Source organism: Ancylobacter sp. Lp-2 (genome assembly GCF_020523795.1).
Taxonomy (GTDB): Bacteria; Pseudomonadota; Alphaproteobacteria; order Rhizobiales; family Xanthobacteraceae; genus Ancylobacter.
Genome location: NZ_JAJALI010000004.1, coordinates 441368 through 463285, shown reverse-complemented (window position 1 = coordinate 463285; position 21918 = coordinate 441368). Strand labels below are relative to the sequence as shown.

Genomic DNA, 21918 nt, shown 5'->3' with positions numbered 1-21918 from the left:
CCGCATATCGAGGAAGAAGACTCTCACCCGGCCGGCCTGCGCTACAGGCCCGCCGGCGGGGTTTTCCATTGCCCGCAAGGACACCGCCATGCGCATCCTGCCGCTCGTCAGCACCCAGCTCGGCATCTGGCTCGCCGACCAGATCGCCGAACGGGGCAACGCCTATCTCATCGCCCATGCGGTGGAGCTCGCCGGCCCGGTCGAGCCGGAGCTGCTGGCGGCGTCCATCACGGAAGGCCTCGGCGAGGCCGACACTGTCTCGGCCCGCTTCTTCGCCGACGAGGCCGGGGCCTGGCAGGTGCTGCGGGAGGCCGGCGACGAGAGCCGCCTGCCACCGATCGAGCGGCTCGACCTCACCGGCCATGCGGATCCCGAGGCGGCGGCCCGCACCTTCATGCAGGCGGACATGGCCACGGAACTACCGGCAGCGGGCGAGCATCCGCTTTCGCGGCAGGTGCTGATGAACCTGACAGGCAGCGACGGCGCCCCGCGGTGGTTCTGGTACCAGCGCTATCACCATTTGATGCTGGACGGCTTCAGCTTCGCCGCCCTCACCCGCCGGATCGCCGAGATCTACACCGCCCGGCTCGCCGGACACACGCCCTCGCCCTCGCCCTTCACCGACGCCGCCTCGGTGGTGGAGGAGCACGACGCCTATGTCGCCTCTCCCGCCTTCACCCGCGACCGGGAATTCTGGCGCGGCTATTGCCGCAACCTGCCACCGCCCTGCGACCTGTCGCTGCGCGACGTCCATGTCGACGCGCCGAGCGGCACGGCGGCGACGGGCGGAGAACCCGCCAGCCTGGTCACCCATACCCATGCCCTGCCGCCCCGCCTCCTCGTCGCCCTTGAGGAGACCGCCCGCGAGCACCGGCTCGCCGTGTTCGACCTCATCATGGCGGCGGTGGCGACCTATCTCTACCGCGTCTCGGCGACACCCTCGCAGGTGCTCGGCGTGCCCTTCATGCGCCGCATGGGCTCGGCGGCGGCAAGCACGGTGGTGCCGGCGGTGAACGTGCTGCCGGTGCGGATCGAGGTCGATCCGGCGGCGCCGCTCGCCGCATTGGGCGAGCAGGTCAAGCAGGCCCTGCGCGACGCACGCCGGCATCAGCGCTACGATGCCGAGCGCATCCAGCGCGACCTCGGAGTGGTCGGCTCCGGACGGGCGCTGTACGGACCCGTCATCAATTACCGCATCTTCGACTACGATCTCGCTTTCGGCGCGGTCGCCGGCCTCACCCACCATCTCGCGGTCGGCCCGGTGGACGACATCGATTTCGGCGTGCTCATCGCCGACGGCCGGATCAAGCTCGAACTGCGCGGCGAACCCCGACGCTACAGCCGCGACGATCTCGCCCGCCACGCCCGCCGCCTCGAATGCCTGATCGACGGCTTCAGCCGCGACGCCGCGACGCCGGCCGGCCGGCTTCCGGTCACCGAAGGCCACGAAGGGCGCCTGCTCGCCGCCGCCGCCAGCGGCCGGACGGTCGCGCCGCTCGACGGCGCCCGCACAGTCCTCGACCTCTTCGCCGCGCAGGTCGCCCGCACGCCCGAGGCGACGGCGTTGGTCGGCGGGGCGACACGGCTCTCCTTCGCCGAGGTCGCCGGGCGGGCGCGGGCGCTCGCCCGGCACCTCTCGGCCGAGGGCATCGGGCCGGGCGACATCGTCGCCCTGGCGGCGCCACGGGCGGCGGAAACGGTCACCAGCCTGCTCGGCATTCTCGAAAGCGGCGCCACCTTCCTGCCGCTCGACCTCGACCATCCGCCGGAGCGCCTCGCCGCCATGTGCGAGGATGCGCGCCCGCGCCTCGTCCTCACCACGCGTGCCGCCCGGTGGCAGCTGCCCGCCGGCCTGCCGGTGCTGTGCCTCGACGAAGCAGAGATCGCCAGCCGCCTCGACGCGCTGTCGGGCGCATGGCTGGGCGAGGACGCGACGTCTGTGCAGCCCGCCGCGCAGGACGTTGCCGCCCAAGGTGTCGCGGCCGATGACGTCGCGGCCATCGTGTTCACCTCCGGTTCCACCGGCCGGCCCAAGGGGGTGATGCACACCCATGGCGCGCTGATCAACCTGATCTCCTCCCACTGGGACGACATCTACGCGCCGGGCATCGCGGCGGCCCGCCATGCGCATCCGGGTCGGTCGCTCAGGGCGGCGCACACCCATTCCTTCTCCTTCGATTCCTCCTGGCTGCAGTTGTTCTGGCTGTTGCTCGGCCAGGAGCTTCACGTCATCGACGAGGAGATGCGCCGCGACGCCCACGGTCTCGTCGCCCATCTGCGCGCGGCCTGCCTCGACGCCATGGACCTGCCGCCTTCCTTCTGCGCCCAGCTGATGAGCGCCGGCCTCATGGAAGGCGCTCATCGCCCCACCGTGCTGCTCATTGGCGGCGAGGCCGCCTCGCCGGCGCTCTGGCGTGCCCTGCGCGCGCATCCAGAGTTACAGGCGCACAACCTCTACGGCCCGACCGAATACACCGTCGACACATTGCGGGCGCCGGTGCATGAGACGGCGCAGCCTGTGGTCGGCCGCCCCATCGGCAACACCCGTGCGCATGTGCTCGATTCGCATCTCCAACCAGTTCCGGTCGGGGTGGTCGGCGAGCTCTACATCGCCGGCGAGGGACTGGCGCGCGGCTATCTCGGCCAGGCCGCCCGCACCGCCGAGCGCTTCGTCGCCAACCCCTTCGAGGCGGGACGGCGCATGTACCGCACCGGCGACCTCGTGCGCTGGACCGCCGACGGGCGGGTGGAGTTCATCGGCCGTGCCGACCATCAGGTGAAGGTGCGCGGCTATCGGGTGGAGACGGCGGAGATCGAGGCGGCGCTCGCCGCCCGCCCCGATGTGGAAACCGCCTTCGTCGTGGCAGAGGCCGTGAACGACAGCCACCGCCTCATCGCCTATTGCACGCTGCGCCGAGGCGATCCGCGCCAGCGCGACCAGCAGGCGCAGGAGCTCAGGAACGGCCTGCGCCAGCGGCTCCCCGACTACATGGTCCCGGCGGCGGTGATGATCCTCGACGCCTTCCCGCTCTCGGTGAACGGCAAGGTCGACCGTGCCCGCCTGCCCGCTCCCACCGCCCGCGTCGAGACGCTGCCCTCCACCCCGGAGGAGATGCGGGTGGCCCGCGCCATGGCCCGCGCCCTCAAGCTGTCGGCGGTAGGCGCGGAGAGCGACTTCTTCGCCCTTGGCGGCGACAGCATCAGCGCCATCGTGCTGTGCAACGCGCTACGGGCCGACGGCTATCTCCTGCGTCCACGCGACGTGTTCCTGGCCCGCGACCCGCGCCGCATGGCCCGTGCGCTCACCCCGCTCGCCGCCGAGGCGGCGGACACGCCCGGCACGGCCGAGACTGCCTCGCCGGTGGAGGTCATGGCACTGCGCGCCCGCTATGGCGCGGTCGCCGCAGTGCTGCCGGCGCTCTCCACCCAGAAGGGCATGTTGTTCCATGCCGCAACCGGCGGGCAGGCGGAGAACTACAACGCCTTCACCCGGCTGGAACTCGACGGCCGTCTCGATGCCGCCCGCCTGCACCGCGCCTTCGACGCCGTGCTGCGCCGCCATCCGCAGCTCGCCGGGGTGTTCGACACCGCCGGCGAGGAGCCGCTGCTGGCAGTGCCGCCGCTCCCGGAGGAAGGCCCACTCTGGCCGATGGCCGAGCACGACCTGTCGACGCTGGAAGGCGGGGAACTGGAAAGCGCGCTGGCCAAGCTGGAGGCTGCGACGATCGAGCGGGCGCTGGTGGCGCCGGCCTTCTGCCGGCTCATCCATGCCGAGCTCATCCGCCTCTCGCCGGAGCGGCATGTCCTGCTGATCCTCGTGCACCACCTGATGATCGACGGCTGGTCGACGCCGCTGCTGCTGCGCGACCTCACGGAGGCTTATCGTGGTGACGCGCCGCTGCTGCCGCTGGCGATCGGCTATGACCGGGTGGTGCGCCAGCTTGCCGTCCGCGACCGCTCGGCAAGCCGCGCGGTGTGGGCGGAAGCGCTGTCCGGTGTCCGCCCCTGCACGCTGTTCGACCATCTCTCACCGACGGCGACCGTCGAGGAGCACGAGGTCGCGCTCTCGGCCGAGCACAGCGCTCTCCTCCTGGCGGAAGCGCGCCGGCGCGGCCTGACGCTCAACATGGTCATGCAGGCCGTGTGGGGGGCGGTGCTCGGCGCCATGGCCGGGCGCGACGAGGTGGTGTTCGGTACCCCGGTCTCCGGCCGCTCGGCCGAGATCCCCGGCATAGGCGAGCAGGTCGGCCTGTTCCTCAACACCGTGCCGATCCGCGTTCGCCTCGAACCGCATGCCGCGCTGTGGGACGAGATGGAGGCGCTGAAGGCCCAGCAGGCCCAGCTGATGGAGCATGACGGCCTCAGCCTCGGCGAGATCCAGGAGATCGCCGGCAGCGGCGCGCTGTTCGACACGCTGCTGGTGGTCGAGAACTACCCCGACAGCGACTATATCGGCCACGATCTCGGCGGCGTCGCGGTGCGCGACATCCGCAACCGTGGCTACAGTCATTATCCGCTGGCGCTGCTGGTGCTGCCCGGCCAGCGCCTGACGCTGCTGGTCGAGAATCGCGGCGCCGTCGCCGACGGGGCGGCGCTGGCCCGCCGCATCGCCGGCGTGCTGGAGGCGCTGGTGACACGTCCCACGACCACCGTCGCCGGCCTGCCGCTGACCACCGCCGAGGACGAGGCCCGCATCGCCGCGATCAACGCCACCATCCGGCCGCTGCCGGCGCTCACCTTGCGCGACCTATTGGTGGCGCAGGCCGCGCGCACGCCCGAAGCGGCGGCGCTCGTCGATGCCGAGAACAGCCTCAGCTACCGGCAGGTGCGCCACCAGACGCTCGCCCTCGCCGGACGGCTGCGGGCGTCCGGCGTCCGGCCGGGCGACGTGGTCGCGGTGGCGCTGCCCCGCTCGGCACGCCTCAGCCTGGCGCTGCTCGCCGTGGTGGAGGCGGGAGCCGCCTTCCTGCCGCTCGACCTCGGCTATCCACCGCAGCGGCTCGCCTTCATGCTGGAGGATGCCGGCCCGCGCCTCGTCATCGCCGACGCCTCCTCGCTCGGCCTGCTGCCCGAGGGCACGCCCGTGCTGCTCTTCGACGCCCTCGCAAAGGAGGATGGCGAGGCCGGCGAGCTGCCCGCCGATGACGGGCTGCGCCCGACCCATCCCTGCTACGTGCTCTACACGTCCGGCACCACCGGGCGACCCAAAGGGGTGGTGGTCTCGCACGCCGCCATCGTCAACCGCATCTTGTGGATGCAGCACGAATACCCGCTCGGCGCCGACGACGTGGTGCTGCAGAAGACGCCCTGCGGCTTCGACGTCTCGGTGTGGGAGTTCTTCTGGTCCTACATGGTCGGCGCCCGGCTGGTGATGGCGCCGCCCGGCGCCCATCGCGAGCCGGAGGAGCTCGCCGGCCTCATCGCCCGGCACGGCGTCACCACCCTGCATTTCGTGCCGTCCATGCTCGCCATTTTCCTCGGGCTGATCGCCGACGAGGCCGGGCACCGCGAGGGCTGCGCCGGCCTGCGCACCGTCTTCGCCAGCGGCGAGGCTCTCGAGCGCAGCCTGGCCCGCCAATTCGCGACCCTGCTGCCGCAGGCGTGTCTTCACAATCTCTACGGCCCGACCGAGGCGGCGGTGGACGTCACCTACGCCCCGGCCGCCGGCGCGCATATCGAGGGCCGCGGCGGCGTTCCGATCGGCCGACCGGTGTGGAATACGCAGCTGCGCATCCTCGACCATCTGCTGCGGCCGGTGCCGGAAGGCATGGCGGGCGAGCTCTATCTCTGCGGCGTCCAGCTGGCCGACGGCTATCTCGGACGTCCGGACCTCACCGCCCAGCGCTTCGTCGCCGATCCCTTCGCCGCCGGCGCCCGCATGTACCGCACCGGCGATCTCGCTCGCTGGCTGCCGGACGGCTCGGTGGAATATCTCGGCCGCACCGACCATCAGGTGAAGATCCGCGGCCAGCGCGTGGAGCTTGGCGAGATCGAGGCGCAGATGCTGCACCTGCCGGGCGTCGCGCGAGCGGTGGCGCATGCCGCGCGGCTCGGCGATGCCATGCATGGCGCCGATGCCCGGCAGATCGTCGGCTATGTAGTGCCGCAGCCCGGCGCCATGCCGGAGCCGGAGGCCATGCGCGAGGCGCTCAAGGCGACGCTGCCCGGCCACATGCTTCCCGTCGCCATCCTCGTGCTGGAGGACCTGCCGCTCTCGGCCAATGGCAAGCTCGACCGCAGCGCCCTGCCGCTGCCCGACCGCGCCGCCGCAGGCATCGGCGGCCGGGCGCCGGCGGAGGGGCTGGAAACCCGGCTCGCCGCCATCTTCGCCGACGTGCTCGGCCGCGAGGCGGTGGGGGCGGAGGAGGACTTCTTCGCCATTGGCGGCCATTCGCTGCTCGCCATGCGCCTTGCCGCCCGCATCCGCCGCGACCTGAAGCGGCAGGTGTCGGTGGGACAGATCGTGGTGATGCCGACGGTGGCACGGCTCGCCGAGCACCTGATCGCCGGCGAACTGGTCGGCGACATGGCGAAAAGTGGCTTCGACCTCGTGGTGCGCCTCCGGGACGGGCGCGGCGCACCGCTGATCTGCGTCTACCCGGCTTCGGGGGTCTCCTGGCAATACAACGTGCTGTCGCGCTATCTGCGCGCCGACATGCCGATCATCGGCCTGCAGTCGCCGCGCCCGCACGGGCCGATCGCCATGGGCGCCGACATGGACGATGTGTGCGAGCGCCAGCTCGCCATCCTGCGCGAGGTGCAGCCGCACGGACCCTATTATCTGCTCGGCTATTCGCTCGGCGGGACGGTCGCCTACGGCATGGCGGTGCGGCTGCGGCGGATGGGCGAGGAGGTTCGCTTCCTCGGCCTGCTCGACACCTATCCGGCCGAGGCGCACGACTGGAGCGACCCGCAGGGCGCGGAAGCCAATCTCGGCGCAGAGCGCGAGCAGGAGCGTTTCATCAACGACGCCATGGCCGATGTGATGGACGACGAGTTCCGCCGCGAGAAGGAGGAGATGTTCGCCCACATCTTCGAGAACTACCGCGACGCCGTCACCCTGCTCTCGCAGGCCGCCACCGAGGATTACGACGGAGAGATCACCTTGTTCGTCGCCGGCAAGTCGATGCTCCCCGGCATCGATCCGGAGGGCGTGTGGCGCCACCGGGTGGGCCGGCTCGCCATCCACAAGCTCGCCCATTGCTCGCATGAGGACATCGTATCCCCAGCCTCGCTCGAAATCCTCGGGCCGCTGCTCGACAGCCTCATCGTCGAGGCCGACGCCGCCGGCGTGCGTCACCGGCCGCCACGTCACCTCGCCGGATAGCAGGACGGCACGCCACCCTCGCCGGGCCGCGATGGCCCATCATCCCCCTCGCAGGAGATCGGCCATGAACATGCTGACACGCCTCGATTCTTCCGTCCGCGCCGATGCCGCCGCTCCCCTTCCGCCACCGGGCGGCCGGGAGACCGCCTTCGCGTTCCAGTCGCCGCAGGGCCTGCTGCACGGCCTCGGCGCGGCGGTACCACTCACCTTCCACCCTTCCGCCACGCTGGAGGCGCGCCTGTCCGCCGCCTTCCACATCGCCGGCACCGACGCCGTGGTCGCCGGTGCGCTGCCCTTCGACCGCGAGGCGGCGGATTGCCTCTGGCAGGTCTCCCAGGTCGCCCGCTGGCCCGCCGGTGCCGTCCGGCCGCTCCCGCGTCCGGCGATCTGCCGCAATTGGCAAATCCACTATCAGCCCGACGCCGCCGGCTATGCGCGGTCCGTGCGCCGCGCGCTCGACATCATGGCCGGGGAAGCCTCGGCCCCTGACGGGCTGAGGAAGGTGGTGCTGTCGCGCAGCCTCCTCGCCACCGCCGACCGGGACATCGATCTCACGGCACTGTTCGCCCGGCTGGCGGTGGATCCGGCCAGTACCACCTTCCTGGTGCCGCTGCCGCCACGCGATGGGGCGAGCCGGGTGATGGCGGGTGCGACGCCGGAACTGCTGCTCGCCAAGAACGGCGCGCGCATCTCCTCGCATCCGCTCGCCGGCTCCGCCCGCCGTCGTCCCGGCGACCTCGCGGCCGACGCGGCGGCCGGCGCCGGCTTGCTGCGTTCGCGGAAGGACCGGCGCGAGCATGCCATCGTGGTGGAGTTCATCCTCGACACGCTCGCCCCCTGGTGCCGCCGACTGTTCCGGCCGCAGGGTCTGGCGCTCACCTCGACCGCCAGCATGTGGCATCTCGGCACCGGCATCGAGGGCGAGCTGAAGGACCCGGACGTCTCCGCCGCCGTGCTCGCCGCCGCGCTGCATCCGACCCCGGCGGTGTGCGGCGTGCCGCGCGAGAAGGCGGCCCGCCACATCGCCGCGCTCGAGGAGTATGGCCGCGACTTCTATGCCGGCACGGTCGGCTGGTGCGACGGCCGCGGCGATGGCGCCTGGTACGTCACCATACGCTGCGCCGAGATCGCCGGCAGGCAGGCGCGGCTATTCGCCGGGGCCGGCATCGTGCCGGGCTCCGATCCCCTCGCCGAAGCGGAGGAGACCGGCGCCAAGTTCGCCGCGCTGCTCAACGCCCTCGATATCCCGCTCGACCATGAGGTGCGCCGGTGACCGCCGTCCTCTCCCCGGCGCCGCAGCAGCCGCCCGCCGACGCCCCGCCCGCCGGGACGCCCGCCTTGCCGCGCATCGCCGCCTACACGTTGCCGGAAGCCGCCGAACTGCCGCCGGCAAGGGCAAGCTGGCGGCTCGCGCCCCGGCGAGCGGCGCTGCTGGTGCACGACATGCAGCGCTATTTCCTCCGGCCGTTCGCAGCCGACGCCGCTCCGCTGACACCGCTGGTCGCCAACATCGCCCGGCTCATCGCCGCCGCGCGCGTGGTCGGCATGCCGGTCTTCTACACTGCGCAGGAGGTGCGACAGAACCGCCGCGACCGCGGCCTGCAGGCCGATCTCTGGGGTGCCGGCATGAGCGATCCGGCCGAGCACCGCCCCATCCTCGACGCGCTCGCCCCGGCAGGGGGCGACCTCGTGCTGGTGAAGCACCGCTACAGCGCCTTCCAGCGCTCCAATCTCGAGACGCTGATGCGCGTGCGCGGTCGCGACCAGCTCGTCATCTGCGGGGTCTACGCCCATATCGGCTGCCTGCTTACGGCGGCCGATGCCTTCATGCGCGACATCGAGCCGTTCTTCGTCGCCGATGCGGTCGGCGACTTCTCCCGCGTGAAGCACGACATGGCCGTTTCCTACGTCGCGAACGTCTGCGGCGTGCCACTGACGACGGGCCAGGTGGAAGAGACATGCGGCGCTGCAACGGATCGGCACCGGCCATGAACTACCTCAACATCCAGCGCACAGACTTCGGACAGCCGTGGAAGCCGGCGACGCCGGAAACCCTCCGCCGTCTCGACCCCGGAGAGGTCCGGCTCTGGCTGGTCGAAAGCGGTCCGCACGAGGATCCGGAAGATGTCGCGCTGCTGGATCCCGGCGAGAACAGGCGCGCGGAGGCGTTCCGCACCCGCCCGCTGCGCGCCGCCTACGTCACGGCGCACGCCGCCCTGCGCCGGGTGCTCGCCGCCGAGCTCGGCTTGCCGCCGGCAGACCTTGCCTTCTCGATCGGCCGATGGGGCCGCCCCGGCCTCGACGGCGGCGACCTCGACTTCAACCTGTCGCATAGCGGCAATCTCGCCTTGATCGCCGTCAGCCGCGGCGGTCCGGTCGGCGTCGACATCGAGGCGATGCGGACCGCTCCGCCCTATGAGATCGCGCCGGACATCTTCTCCTGGGGGGAACTCGCCTTGCTCGCCGGGCTGCCGGAGGAAGAACGCCGCCACGCCTTCTATCGGCTATGGACGCGCAAGGAGGCCGTAGCCAAGGGAATCGGTTGCGGCCTCGATATGGACTTCCGCGCTCTCGACGTCCGCACCGCCCCCGTCGCCGAGCCGGGAGATTGCAGCCGGCGCTGGCACATCCCGCCGCTGCCCGCCCTCGCCGGCTTCGCCGCCGCGCTGGCGCTGGCAACGCTTCCGGCGCGGCTCATCACGCTGCGCTATCCGCGTCTCGATGCCAGCCGCCCTCAACGCCGCTTATATTTGGGCGGCACGCCATAAACCTTCTTGAAGGCGACGGAGAAGTTCGACGGATCGGTGTAACCGGCCGCATAGGCCGCCTGGGCGATGGTGATGCCATCCCGCTCCAGCGCGAGGCAGGCGCGCTCCAGCCGCTCCTTGCGGATGAACTCGAACACCGTCATCTGGAAGTGTTCCTTGAAGTGCCGCTGCACGGAAGACACGCTCGCCCCGACCGCGAAGGCGATCTCCTCGATGGTGAGGCTGCGGTCGAGGTGCTTCAGCACGAAATCCCGCACCCGCTCGCTTTGCCGCCGGCTGGCGAGCAGTGGCCGACGACGCTCCTCCTCGTCGCCGGCCAGCGCGAGGCAGGCGAGACACATGATGTCGAGCGCGCGCGAATTCCGGTGGAGCGAGCGCAGCTCGCCTTCCAGCGACGGCGGCGGCGCCATGATCTGCTCCGCGAGCTGGCGGACTTGCCCGCTCGCCGGGAAGCTGAACTGCGACAGATGACGAGCCAGGAACGGACGCAGCACCGAGCTTTGCGCCCCCTGCGTGCGCATCAGCCATTCCATCCAGGGATGCGGCGCGGAGATCATGATCTTGCGCAGCGGGACATTGCTGTCATTGACGAAATGCAGACGCGAGAAGCGTGCGACATTGAGCATGAAAACCAGGGGACGCATGTCCTCGCCCGATCCCGCATCGATCCGGAAATCGCGATCGTCGATGACGAAGTGCTGCGCGCCGCGCAGCAACACCATCACGATGAATTTCGGCCAGATTTCATACACATCGGAGTCGGGAGCGCAATTTGGCTCCCCATCAACGGTCCCTACAAACAAATGCTGAGGTATCGGCTTGTTCACGGCAGCACCTTAGAACGTCTCTCACATGCAGAATGACATATCGCGCCTAAATTGTGATTCCTGTCTGCCAAGATTGGGCCCACGACTCTTCAGCATATACAAATTTTCGTCAAGTTTATCTTGCTCGTAGCGATCGATATTTAGAATTCTTCCGATTGTATTGCACACCCCGGATCTGGAAGCCGTCATGCAAAGAGAGATCAGAGCAGTTACGATCTGCAAGCGCCTCGCGCGGGCTCAGCGGCAACCGGGTCATCAGCTGTGTCGACAGAGTGACAGGAGGCACCACAAGCCAATGCTGGAGCTCCCGGCATCGGCGATGACCCTCGATCTACCCGTCGGTGTAGTGGGACGCGCGCTACGCGGCTCGTAGCTGGAGAGGGTTGCGAAGCAGACGCTCGAAGGGGCCGCATCGGTTCATCTCCGGAATTGGAGCTGCGTCGCTTGGTACTGCGGCAGGTTTCTACACGCCGCGGTACGAGGCAGTAATACGGCGTAGACTTGGGATACTCGCCCTTTCGGAGATTACTGCGATCGTGCGCACATGCGCCACGTACAGAAGTCTCGTTCGAAGAAGGCATGCGCCCACGTGGATCGTGACCCATTGCGACCGACTACGGCCACGGCCAGCACATCACCTTACGATGCAGCTCACCGTATAGGCGCTTCGGACCAACACGCGGAGCTTTGTCTTGCGTCCGCTGCCTCTGGCAAGCACGATTCGAATACGAAGCATGTCATAGACGACTGGCCATCGACCGTGCCGATCACCGCCGAAGAAGTCGATGTGATCGAGGCCTTTCTCGAGGGGAGATCGACGCGCTGCTGAGATGAGGGTGCCCGCCACACCGCCCGAAGGAGGACGTCTCAAGCCATGAACGTCACCTTGCCAATCATCAGCCGGGCCACCCTGTAACTTCGGGTCTCCACCACGCGGCAAGCTGACGTCGACCTCTCCATCCCAGACCAGCGCTTTCAGACCGTCGCTTATTGCCAACGGCAAGGCTGGTCGGTCGTCGGAGTGCATGTGGAGCCGGGCGCCTCGGCGATGGATGACAGCCGGCACGAATTCCAACGGATGATCGAGCGGGCCTGCGACGACGATCGCCCGTTCGACGTTCTCGTGATCCATCGCTTCAGCCGCTTCTTCCGCGATGCCTTTGGGCTGGAGATGTATATCCGCCGTCTCGCCAAGCACGGCGTGCGCCTCGTCTCCATGACCCAGGAGCTCGAGGGCGATCCTGCCCAGGTCATGATGCGGCAGGTCATCGCGCTATTAGACGAGTACCAGTCCCGCGAGAACGCCAAGCATGTGCTGCGGGCCATGAAAGAGAACGCCCGGCAGGGCTTCTACAATGGCTCCCGCCTGCCGCTTGGTTTCACCCTTGCCGTGGGAGTGGATCAGCACGCCGTGCGGATCCACGGATCAAGGACAGTGCTGGAGAGAGCCGTACTGGCTAACCCTGTGATAAGGTATTGAAATGATTGAAGCTTGGCGCGCCGACCAAAGTGAAACTGCGAACACTTATATGATTGAGATTCCGGGTATTTAGCTGCCCCTTAGAACTTGCCAGTATCCCCAATGACCTTGCGCCCGATTTGTCCCCATTCATAACATCGCTGGGTCTTGGGTCGCCGCCCGAGCCTCATTGCCTCTCGAAGCGGTACCGCACCGAGCCGCCCCGCAGCACACGGAACCGATCGCGAGTATTCGGATCAGCCGGGTTCGACAGCGGCAGCACCCGCCATTGGGCGGGATCGAACACGAACGGCACGTAGAGGATACGGTAGCGCCGCTTGCGCTCGAGGCTTGCACTGCCTGCGGCTTCGAGCTCGCGGGCAGTCAATTCGAACTCCCCGCCCGCGTCCGTTGCAGACTTCACCTCATAGAGCCATTCGTTGCGCTCGGTAACGACGCGGAAATCATAACCGAGGCTATCGTCTCCGGCGGCACCAGTGCAGAAAGCCGCGCGGTTAGACGAGACCCAGCAGGCGTCGGACATTTCCTTGGGATGTCGCCTGCGCAAGTATTCCCGAGCGAGCCACTCGCTCGCGATCCCCATCGCTGTCCTCACCGCCTCGGGAGGCTGGGTGCGCCAAGACTGCCCACCACCTCCCCAGCCGCCACCACCGGGCATCGATGGAACATGCTGAGCCTGAGAACGCAACCGTGGGGCGCGGCTACGCATGAACCAGTCATCGCCGTTCTCGATCGCGGCGGCGGCAAGCACCTCGAACCGCCTGACGAAATCTCCATCGCCTGCATCGAGATTCTCTCCCGCGAACGGAATCGTGCGCCGTGCCACTTCGGCTTTCCGCTTCGCCTCGCGCGCGTCGATTGCATCGCGTTGAAGATCGTAAGGAACGAGCCCCAGACGCGCGATATCGGCAGTAAGAGGCATACCGGCGGGCCACGCTCCCGCACGCGCGTACAATTCCGGAAGCCGTGCCGGGTCGAGCTTCTCGAAGTCGAGCAACCCGCCGTCGTCGAACGTGCGGACCAACATTTGCGGGTCGGACGCTTCGATCAACGCCGGCACCGCTGCCTCGCTCTTGCGGCACCAAGCGCGCACCAGCCCCGCGAGCTCCGGATGACGGGCGAACACGAGCTTGCGATTGTCGGCGACGACACGGTCGAGCGGCAGGAGATCGACCTCCGGATTATCCGGACCCAAGAGCTCTGCGGCGGCGTCGGCCGCGCGTGAGGCCACTATCTCACGGGTGAGCGCTTCCAGAGCCCGCAGCCACCCTGGATCGAATGTCACGAATTGGAGGCGCCGCGCGGCAACATAGGGGGCCAGGTCCTCGCCTGCGGCCCATACACCGGCGAAACGGCGACGGACGCGATCAAGCAGCCTCGGCTTCAGTTCACCGAGATACACCTCGAACATGCGCCGGAAGTCGTTCTCGTCGTTGAGCGGCGGATAGCCCAGCGACGCGAGCGTCTCACCATAAGCCGTGAAGTCGAACCCCATCGTCCGGCGAATAAGCCCCTGATTGTCGGTCTCTTCGATTGCGGCAAGCGATCGCTCGGCAATGGTCCCGTTAAACCGCTCGGTAAAACCTTGCGCCCGCTGACTCCGTCGAGCATGATTCCAAGGTCGCGCATGTCACCGACGACTGGCCGTCGAACGTTCCGATCACACCTGACGAGGTCGATGTTGTCGAAGCCTTCCTCAGGCGGGAGATTGACGCGCTGCTGAGGTGACGGCGCTGCCGAAGGGACCTGAGGGAGGCGACTGGGCCATGAACGTAACCTTGCCGATCACCAGCCGGGCAGCCCTCTATCTCCGCGTTTCTACCACGCGGCAGGCCGACGTTGACCTGTCCATCCCGGACCAGCGCCTCCAGACCGCTGCCTATTGCGAGCGGCAGGGCTGGTCCGTTGTGGCGGAGTATGTGGAGCCGGGTGCGTCGGCGATGGACGACAGCCGGCACGAATTCCAGCGGATGATCGAACGGGCATCCGATGACGATCGCCCATTCGACGTTATCGTCGTCCATAGCTTCAGCCGGTTCTTCCGCGATGCCTTTGGGCTGGAGATGTACATCCGCCGCCTCGCGAAGCACGGCGTGCGGCTCGTCTCCATCACCCAGGAGCTCGGGGACGATCCGGCCCAGGTCATGATGCGACAGGTCATCGCCCTGTTTGACGAGTACCAGTCCCGCGAGAACGCCAAGCACGTGCTGAGAGCCATGAAGGAGAATGCCCGGCAGGGCTTCTATAACGGCTCCCGCCTGCCGCTCGGTTTCACCCTTGAAGAGGTCGAGAAGCGCGGCCATCGCACGAAGAAGCGGATCGTCGTCGATCCGGTTGAGGCCGAGCTGGTGCGGCTGATGTTTGCTCTCTACCTGCAGGGGGATGGCACATCGGGTCCCATGGGCATCAAGGAGATTACCAAGCACCTCAATGCGAAGGGCTACCGCACCCGCCTCGGTGCCCGCTACGGTGTCGGCACCATCCATGGCATTCTGACCAATCCCGTTTATGTCGGGGAGTGGAGCTTCAACAAGCGCAGTTCCAAGACGGGGCAGGTGAAGCCGCAGCACGAGGTTATCCCGATCTCCGTGCCGGCCATCCTCGATCGCCGAGCTTTCGACAAGGTGCAGAAGGCTCTCAGGGCGAAGAGCCCGCACAATAGTCCGCCCCGGGTCATCTCAGGTCCGATCCTTCTGACCGGCTTGGCCTATTGCGCCTGTTGCGGCAGCGCCATGACGCTGCGCACCGGCACCTCGAAGAGCGGCAGGGTCTATCGCTATTACAGCTGCTCCACCTCTGGCCGGGTCGGCAAGTCCGCCTGCAAAGGGCGAACGGTGCCGATGGAGAAGCTCGACCATCTGGTCACACGCCACGTCGCTGAACGCGTCCTGATGCCCGAGCGGTTGGCGGCGCTGCTGCAGTCCGTCGCTGACAGGCGAGTGAAAGCCGATGCCGAGGTTCAGGCGCGGATCGATGAACTCTCGCGCGAAAGAACGACGGCGGAAGACAAGCTTCGGCGGCTCTACCAGCTTGTTGCCGATGGCATCGCTGAGCCCGACGAGATGCTCAAGGAGCAGATTGCCAAGCTCAAGGCAGATAGGGACCGTGCACATTCGGCGCTGGAGCGGATCGAGAATCAAGGTACAGCCGCAAGCCGGCTTGATCCGGACAAGCTTGCCCGCTTCGGGCAGCTCATGCGGTCATGGACTCGCCGAGGCAACGGAGTTCGAGCGGCGATGGATCTGATGGTGCCATGCCACCGGCGTCAGTCGACAATGGCTGCCAGAAGAGAGATGCTAATCGGATAGCCATAGCCACCTTGGACGGCGGCAAGAAAGGGCGCTTCGGACAAGCCGACGGCACCGGGAGACAGACGATGTATCGTGGCATCTCTCTCATCTAGCGCTGAATGAATTGGAGCGAAGTCAGGGGTCGGCATCGCCGTCGTTCCCGCGAAGGAGGCAGATATGCCCGAGGTCAAAGCCGCAGATTCCATCGCGCAGCTATCCGCCAGCAATGAGCTGGAACTCCTCGATCGCTGGTGGCGGGCCTGCAATTACCTGTCGGTCGGCATGATCTATCTGGCGGACAACCCACTGCTACGCGAGCCGTTGAAGCCCGATCATGTCAAGCGGCGCCTGCTCGGCCACTGGGGAGCAAGCCCCGCGCTTTCCTTCGTCTGGGCTCATCTCAACCGTGTCATCCGCCGCGATGATCTCGACGTGATCTTCGTGGCAGGCCCCGGCCACGGCGCTCCGGGCGTGCTCGGGCCAGCTTATCTCGAAGGGACCTATTCGGAGGTCTATCCCGACAAGAGCGAGGATCTCGAGGGGCTGCGCCGGTTCTTCAAACAGTTCTCTTTTCCCGGCCACATCGGTTCGCACGTCACACCCGAGACACCGGGCTCGATCCACGAGGGCGGAGAGCTGGGATACAGCCTGTCGCATGCTTACGGTGCGGCACTCGACAATCCCGACCTTATCGTCGCCTGCGTGGTTGGTGATGGCGAAGCCGAAACCGGGCCACTGGCCACCGCCTGGCATTCGAACAAGTTCATCAACCCGGCGCGGGACGGGGCGGTGCTGCCGGTCCTGAACCTGAATGGCTACAAGATCGCCAACCCGACCGTGCTTGCCCGGATCAGCCACGACGAACTCGATGCGCTGTTCCGCGGCTATGGGTACACGCCGTATTTCGTCGAGGGTGACGACCCTGCCGAGATGCACGAGAAGATGGCGGCGACGCTCGATGCCGCGATCAATGCGATTCGAACGATTCAGCGTCAGGCCCGCACGAACGGCGAAACGGAGCGGCCGCGCTGGCCGATGATCGTGCTCAGGTCGCCGAAGGGCTGGACCGGGCCAAAGGAGATCGGCGGTCACAAGGTCGAGGGATCGTGGCGCGCCCATCAGGTGCCGTTCTCGGACGTTCGCGGCGATCCGGCGCGCCTGAAGCTGCTCGAAGACTGGCTGAGGAGCTACAAGCCCGACGATCTCTTCGATACGGCTGGCCGTCTGGCGCCCGAGCTTCGGGCGCTCTCTCCCCTGGGTCCGCGCCGCATGAGCGCCAATCCGAACGCCAATGGCGGCTTGCTGCGCCGGGAGCTGAAGTTGCCGGACTTCCGCGACTACGCGGTCAAGTTCGAGGAGGCCGGCAAAGTCCTGTACGAGAACACCCGGCCTCTGGGCGAATTCCTGCGCGACACAATGCGGGCGAACATGGGAACCTTCCGCGTGTTCGGTCCGGACGAGACCGCTTCGAACCGTCTGCAGGCGGTCTATGAGGCCAGCAAGAAGGTCTGGATGGCCGACATGCTGCCGGAAGACTCGGATGGCGGCGAGCTGGCGCGCGACGGCCGGGTGATGGAAATCCTTTCCGAGCACACGCTGGTCGGCTGGCTGGAGGGCTATTTGCTCACCGGCAGACATGGCTTCTTCCACACCTATGAGGCGTTCGCCCACGTCGTTGACTCGATGTTCAACCAGCACGCCAAGTGGCTCGATGTCAGCAAGAACCATGTGCCGTGGCGGGCATCGGTCGCGTCGCAGAACATCCTGCTAAGCTCGACGGTCTGGCGACAGGATCACAATGGCTTCTCCCATCAGGATCCGGGTTTCATCGACCTCGTTACCAATAAGAGCCCGAGCGTCACGCGCGTCTATCTGCCACCCGACGCCAACACGCTTCTGGTGATTGCCGATCGCTGCCTGCGGTCGACCGACTGCATCAACGTGATCGTCGCCGACAAGCAGAAGCACCTGCAGTTCACCACCATTGACGAGGCGGTCGTGCACTGCGCCAAGGGCGCCGGTATCTGGGCGAAGGCCAGCAATGACGAAGGGTGCGAGCCAGACGTGGTGATCGCCTCATGCGGCGACGTGGCGACCCAGGAGGCGCTGGCGGCGACGGCCATCCTGCGCGAGCGGCTGCCAGAGTTGAAGACGCGCTTTGTCAATGTCGTCGATCTTTTCCGGATGCAGCGCTCGGACATGCATCCGCATGGCTTGGCTCCTCGCGACTTCGACAGCCTGTTCACGCGCGATAAGCCGGTGATATTCAACTTCCACGGCTATCCGTGGCTGATACACAAGCTGGCCTACAAGTTCCACAATCAGTACAATTTCCACGTGCATGGCTATAAGGAGCGCGGCAACATCAACACGCCTCTGGAGCTGGCGATCCTCAACGAGGCTGATCGCTTCACTCTGGTCGTCGATGTCATCGACCGCGTTCCCGGTCTCGCGGCGCGTGCCGCCCATCTGAAGGAGGAGATGCGAGGCGCCATCATCGACAGTCTCGACTATGCCCATACCAACGGCATCGACCGGGACGAGATCACCAACTGGGTTTGGCCCGGCTAAAAAGGTGCGCCGTGAAAAAGCAGGCTGAACGACAGTCATCGCCCGAGGTCACCTGGAGCGGGCTGGAGGCTGACACGCTGCGCCAGGCGGTGCTCGACAACCTGGTCCGCCTGCAGGGGCGATTTCCCGACATTGCGGATCCGCATGACTGGTATATGGCGCTGGCCTATACCGTTCGTGGCCGGATGCTCGAGCGTTGGGCCAGCACGGTACGGACCTACGCCGCCCAAGACGTCAAGGTCGTCTGCTACCTATCTGCCGAGTTTCTGATCGGCCCTCAGCTCGGCAGCAACCTGCTTTCCCTGGGCATCCAGTCGGAAGCGCGCGAAGCGATGGCGGCGCTTGGCCAGGATCTCGACGTGCTGGTGGCGCTGGAAGAAGAGCCGGGGCTCGGCAATGGCGGCCTTGGCCGTCTGGCTGCCTGCTATCTCGACTCGCTGGCGACACTCCAGATTCCGGCAATCGGTTATGGCATTCGATATGAGTTCGGCATTTTCGACCAAGTCATACGAGATGGCGCTCAAATCGAGGTGACGGACAAGTGGCTACAGCATGGCAATCCCTGGGAAATCGCGCACCCCGATGAGAGCGCATATGTCAGCTTTGGCGGCCACACCGAAAACTATACCGACGAAGCAGGCCGTTACCGCGTGCGCTGGGTTCCGGCAAACCAGGTCAAGGGCGTTCCCTATGACACGCCGATCCTCGGCTACGGTGTCGGCACCTGCAACACGCTGCGGCTCTGGAAGAGCGAAGCGGTCGAGTCCTTCGATCTGGGGGACTTCAACAGCGGCGACTATTACGGCGCGGTCCACGACAAGGTGCTGTCGGAAACGCTCTGCAAGGTGCTCTATCCCAACGACGAGCCGGAGATCGGCCAGCGGCTTCGGCTGGCTCAGCAATACTTCTTCGTCTCCTGCTCATTGCAGCATGTCCTGCGCCTGCTCGACCGGCGTGGCGATCCGGTAGACCGGCTGCCGGAGGTCTGCGCGATGCAGATGAACGACACCCATCCGTCCATCGCTGTCGCCGAGATGATGCGATTGCTGGTCGATGAGCGGCAGGTGCCCTGGGATGACGCCTGGGCGATCACCCGTCAGACCCTCGCCTACACCAATCACACGCTCCTGCCCGAGGCCCTCGAGACCTGGGGACTGCCGCTATTCGCCAGTCTCCTGCCTCGACCGCTCGAGATCATCTACGAGATCAACAACCGGTTCCTCGACGAGGTTAGGGCAACACATCCCGGTGACGACCGCCTCGTCGCGCGGGTTTCGCTGATCGACGACGCCGGCGAGAAACGCGTCCGGATGGCAAATCTCGCGGTGGTGGGAAGCCACACGATAAACGGTGTTGCCGCCCTGCATTCAGACCTGTTGCGGAAAACCGTTCTCCGCGATTTCGCGGATCTCTGGCCGGACCGTTTCACCAATGTGACGAACGGCATCACCCCGCGGCGGTTCCTCGCCCTCAGCAGTCCCAGCCTCGCGCAGCTGCTTGACGCGACGATCGGTGAAAGCTGGATCACTGATCTGTCAAAACTCCGGGCACTTGAAGCACTCGCGGATGATGCTTCGTTCCAGGAGCGCTGGCGTGCGGTCAAGCACACCAACAAGCAAGTGCTGGCGCAGCGCTTCCGCGAGCGGACCGGCGTCGTGGTCGACCCATCGGCGCTCTTCGACATCCAGGTCAAGCGCATCCATGAATATAAGCGCCAGCACCTGAACCTGCTGCACGTCATCACGCTCTACGATCGGATACGCCGCAACCCGGAGCGGGAGATTGCGCCTCGCTGCATCGTCTTCGGCGGAAAGGCGGCGCCCGGCTATTTCATGGCAAAGCTCATCATTCGCCTGATCAATGGCGTCGCTGAGGTCGTCAATGCCGACCCGGTTGTTGCCGGGCGGTTGAAAATGATCTTCTTTCCCGACTTCAACGTCAAGAACGCGCAGGCGATCTATCCTGCGGCCGACCTCTCCGAGCAAATCTCGACCGCCGGCAAGGAAGCCTCCGGCACCGGCAATATGAAGTTCATGCTCAATGGCGCACTCACCATCGGCACGCTCGACGGCGCTAATGTCGAGATGATCGAGGAAGTGGGGGCGGACAATTTCTTCCGTTTCGGGTTGACGGTGGATGAAGTCGATCGGCTCTGGCGCGAGGGATACCACCCGGAAGGACTGGTCGAGGCCCATGCCGATCTCTCAGCCGCCCTCGCGCTGATCGCCGACGGTACGTTCTCCCGCGGCGACCGCGATGTGTTCAGGCCGATCGTCGATAATCTGCGCTTCTCCGACCCATTCCTGGTGGTTGCCGACTATCCCGACTATCTCGCCTGCCAAGATCGCGTCGACGTCGCCTGGCGCGATCAGCGGCGCTGGACGCGCATGTCGATCCTGAACAGTGCCTGCGCCGGCAAGTTCTCCTCCGACAGGGCGATCATGGAGTACGCCGAGCGCATCTGGAAGGCGCCGCCGGTTCACATTCCCCGCCAGTGACTGCCGCCTCGTGCTGTGGCTTTCCACGCCTCGCCGGCCGTGTCGGCGAGAACGGTACCAAAACGCCTTTCGACGATCAGGATTGCGGCATCAGAAAGAAGGCAAAGCCAAGGATCAGATAGACGGCCAGCAACTGAACTCCCTTCAGCCAGTCCGACCGGCCATCCCCGGCGACCTGCCCGGTTATCAGAACCGCCAGCAGCACCAGGAGGACCAGGCCAGTCGTAAAAAGCAGATCCATCGGCGCCGGCCCGATGACGAGACTCGCCAACACCAACAGCGGCGCGACGAACAGGGCGACCTGTACGCTGGAGCCGATAGCGATCGACAGTGACAGATCCATGCGGTTCTTCCGTGCGGCGGTGATCGCCGACGCGTGCTCGGCAGCGTTTCCGAGGATGGCGACGACAAAGACGCCGACGAAGATGTCGCTCAGGCCCAACTCGTGAGCCGTCGGCTCGATGGCGCCGACCAGGATCTCGCTGAGCCAGGCAACGGCCACCGTCGCTCCTGCAAGCACTGAGATCGCTCGTCCGACTGGCCAGGGCTCGATATGCTCGCCATCGTCTGGCGTTGAAGATCCTGCGAAAAGTGCTGAATGGGTCCGCAGCGAAAACAGGAGGAACGAGGCGTATACCGCGAGCAGGATCACGGAAATGGAAACGCTGAGGATTCCTTGGTAATCCGCAGCAACATCGTCTGTAACCGCATTGTAGGCAGCGGGGGTTATGAGCGCGATCGCGGCAAGCGTCAGCATGGTCGCCTGCGATCGTACCCCGACCACATTGAAGTGCTGCTCCTTGTACCGCAAACCGCCGGCCAGCATGGCGGCGCCCAACACCAGCAGGATGTTGCCTACAATCGATCCAGCGATCGAGGCCTTCACAACGTCATGCAGTCCAGCGCGCAACGCTGCGAGCGCGATGATCAGTTCGGCGGCGTTGCCGAAGGTCGCGTTCAGCAATCCACCGACGCCTTCTCCCGCCCGATCGGCCAATTGCTCGGTAGCCCGTCCCATCCATCCCGCGAGCGGCAGTATCGCAACCGCAGCCGTAGCGAAAACGAGCAGATGGTTTGTCGGAACGAGATACTCAAGCGCTATCGCGATCGGAACCAGCACGAGCAACCAGTTCAACATCGTCGCTCCCTCCGCAGGC

The 21918-nt window shown here is 66.5% G+C and carries 10 protein-coding genes and 1 pseudogene; 8 read left to right on the top strand and 3 right to left on the bottom strand.

The annotated features are described in order from the left end of the window. The first annotated feature begins 88 nt into the window (after positions 1–88). From LGR54_RS13445 to LGR54_RS13430, 4 genes are all read left to right on the top strand, one after another. Positions 89–7327, top strand: coding sequence for a non-ribosomal peptide synthetase (locus LGR54_RS13445; RefSeq protein WP_230362460.1), 7239 nt, complete (start codon positions 89–91; stop codon positions 7325–7327). A 64-nt stretch (positions 7328–7391) separates the two neighbouring features. Continuing rightward, on the top strand, positions 7392–8600 hold the full coding sequence (locus LGR54_RS13440) for an isochorismate synthase MenF (RefSeq protein WP_230362459.1): 1209 nt from the start codon (positions 7392–7394) through the stop codon (positions 8598–8600). Beyond that, on the top strand, positions 8597–9319 hold the full coding sequence (locus tag LGR54_RS13435) for an isochorismatase family protein (RefSeq protein ID WP_230362458.1): 723 nt from the start codon (positions 8597–8599) through the stop codon (positions 9317–9319). The genes LGR54_RS13440 and LGR54_RS13435 overlap by 4 nt, the downstream gene beginning before the upstream one ends. Next, entirely contained in the window at positions 9316–10095 is a 780-nt protein-coding gene (locus LGR54_RS13430; RefSeq protein ID WP_230362457.1) for a 4'-phosphopantetheinyl transferase superfamily protein, read from the top strand. Before LGR54_RS13435 ends, LGR54_RS13430 begins: the two co-directional genes overlap by 4 nt. Here LGR54_RS13430 and LGR54_RS13425 read toward each other — a convergent pair. After that, the gene (locus LGR54_RS13425; protein ID WP_230362456.1) at positions 10062–10847 is read right to left on the bottom strand and encodes an AraC family transcriptional regulator; all 786 of its coding nucleotides are present in this window, start codon (positions 10845–10847) and stop codon (positions 10062–10064) included. The two genes, LGR54_RS13430 and LGR54_RS13425, sit on opposite strands and share 34 nt — an antisense overlap. Before the next feature lie 1003 nt (positions 10848–11850). Here LGR54_RS13425 and LGR54_RS13420 point away from each other — a divergent pair. Further along, positions 11851–12402: pseudogene (locus tag LGR54_RS13420) on the top strand (recombinase family protein); the annotation flags it as partial. Between the two features lie 166 nt (positions 12403–12568). Here LGR54_RS13420 and LGR54_RS13415 read toward each other — a convergent pair. Beyond that, positions 12569–13897, bottom strand: coding sequence for a protein NO VEIN domain-containing protein (locus LGR54_RS13415; RefSeq protein WP_230362455.1), 1329 nt, complete (start codon positions 13895–13897; stop codon positions 12569–12571). Positions 13898–14168: 271 nt separating this feature from the next. On the opposite strand from LGR54_RS13415, the gene LGR54_RS13410 reads away from it, so the two are divergent. The 3 genes from LGR54_RS13410 (at position 14169) to LGR54_RS13400 (ending at position 20761) form a co-directional block, all read left to right on the top strand. Next, positions 14169–15710, top strand: a complete 1542-nt coding sequence (locus LGR54_RS13410; RefSeq protein ID WP_230362454.1) for a recombinase family protein — start codon at positions 14169–14171, stop codon at positions 15708–15710. Positions 15711–15869: 159 nt separating this feature from the next. Further along, complete coding sequence (locus tag LGR54_RS13405) at positions 15870–18263, top strand: phosphoketolase (protein WP_230362453.1); 2394 nt, start codon at positions 15870–15872, stop codon at positions 18261–18263. 11 nt (positions 18264–18274) lie between these two features. Beyond that, positions 18275–20761, top strand: coding sequence for a glycogen/starch/alpha-glucan phosphorylase (locus tag LGR54_RS13400; RefSeq protein WP_230362452.1), 2487 nt, complete (start codon positions 18275–18277; stop codon positions 20759–20761). A 76-nt stretch (positions 20762–20837) separates the two neighbouring features. Here the strand turns inward: LGR54_RS13400 and cax are convergent, their stop codons facing one another. Beyond that, positions 20838–21899, bottom strand: coding sequence for a calcium/proton exchanger (gene cax / locus LGR54_RS13395; RefSeq protein WP_230362451.1), 1062 nt, complete (start codon positions 21897–21899; stop codon positions 20838–20840). Positions 21900–21918: the final 19 nt, after the last annotated feature.

Coding starts and splice junctions, on each gene's coding strand:
- LGR54_RS13445 (WP_230362460.1), top strand. CDS start 89: ATGCGCATCCTGCCGCTCGTCAGCACCCAGCTCGGCATCTGGCTCGCC.
- cax (WP_230362451.1), bottom strand. CDS start 21,899: ATGTTGAACTGGTTGCTCGTGCTGGTTCCGATCGCGATAGCGCTTGAG.
- LGR54_RS13430 (WP_230362457.1), top strand. CDS start 9,316: ATGAACTACCTCAACATCCAGCGCACAGACTTCGGACAGCCGTGGAAG.
- LGR54_RS13415 (WP_230362455.1), bottom strand. CDS start 13,897: ATGGGGTTCGACTTCACGGCTTATGGTGAGACGCTCGCGTCGCTGGGC.
- LGR54_RS13410 (WP_230362454.1), top strand. CDS start 14,169: ATGAACGTAACCTTGCCGATCACCAGCCGGGCAGCCCTCTATCTCCGC.
- LGR54_RS13405 (WP_230362453.1), top strand. CDS start 15,870: ATGCCCGAGGTCAAAGCCGCAGATTCCATCGCGCAGCTATCCGCCAGC.
- LGR54_RS13440 (WP_230362459.1), top strand. CDS start 7,392: ATGAACATGCTGACACGCCTCGATTCTTCCGTCCGCGCCGATGCCGCC.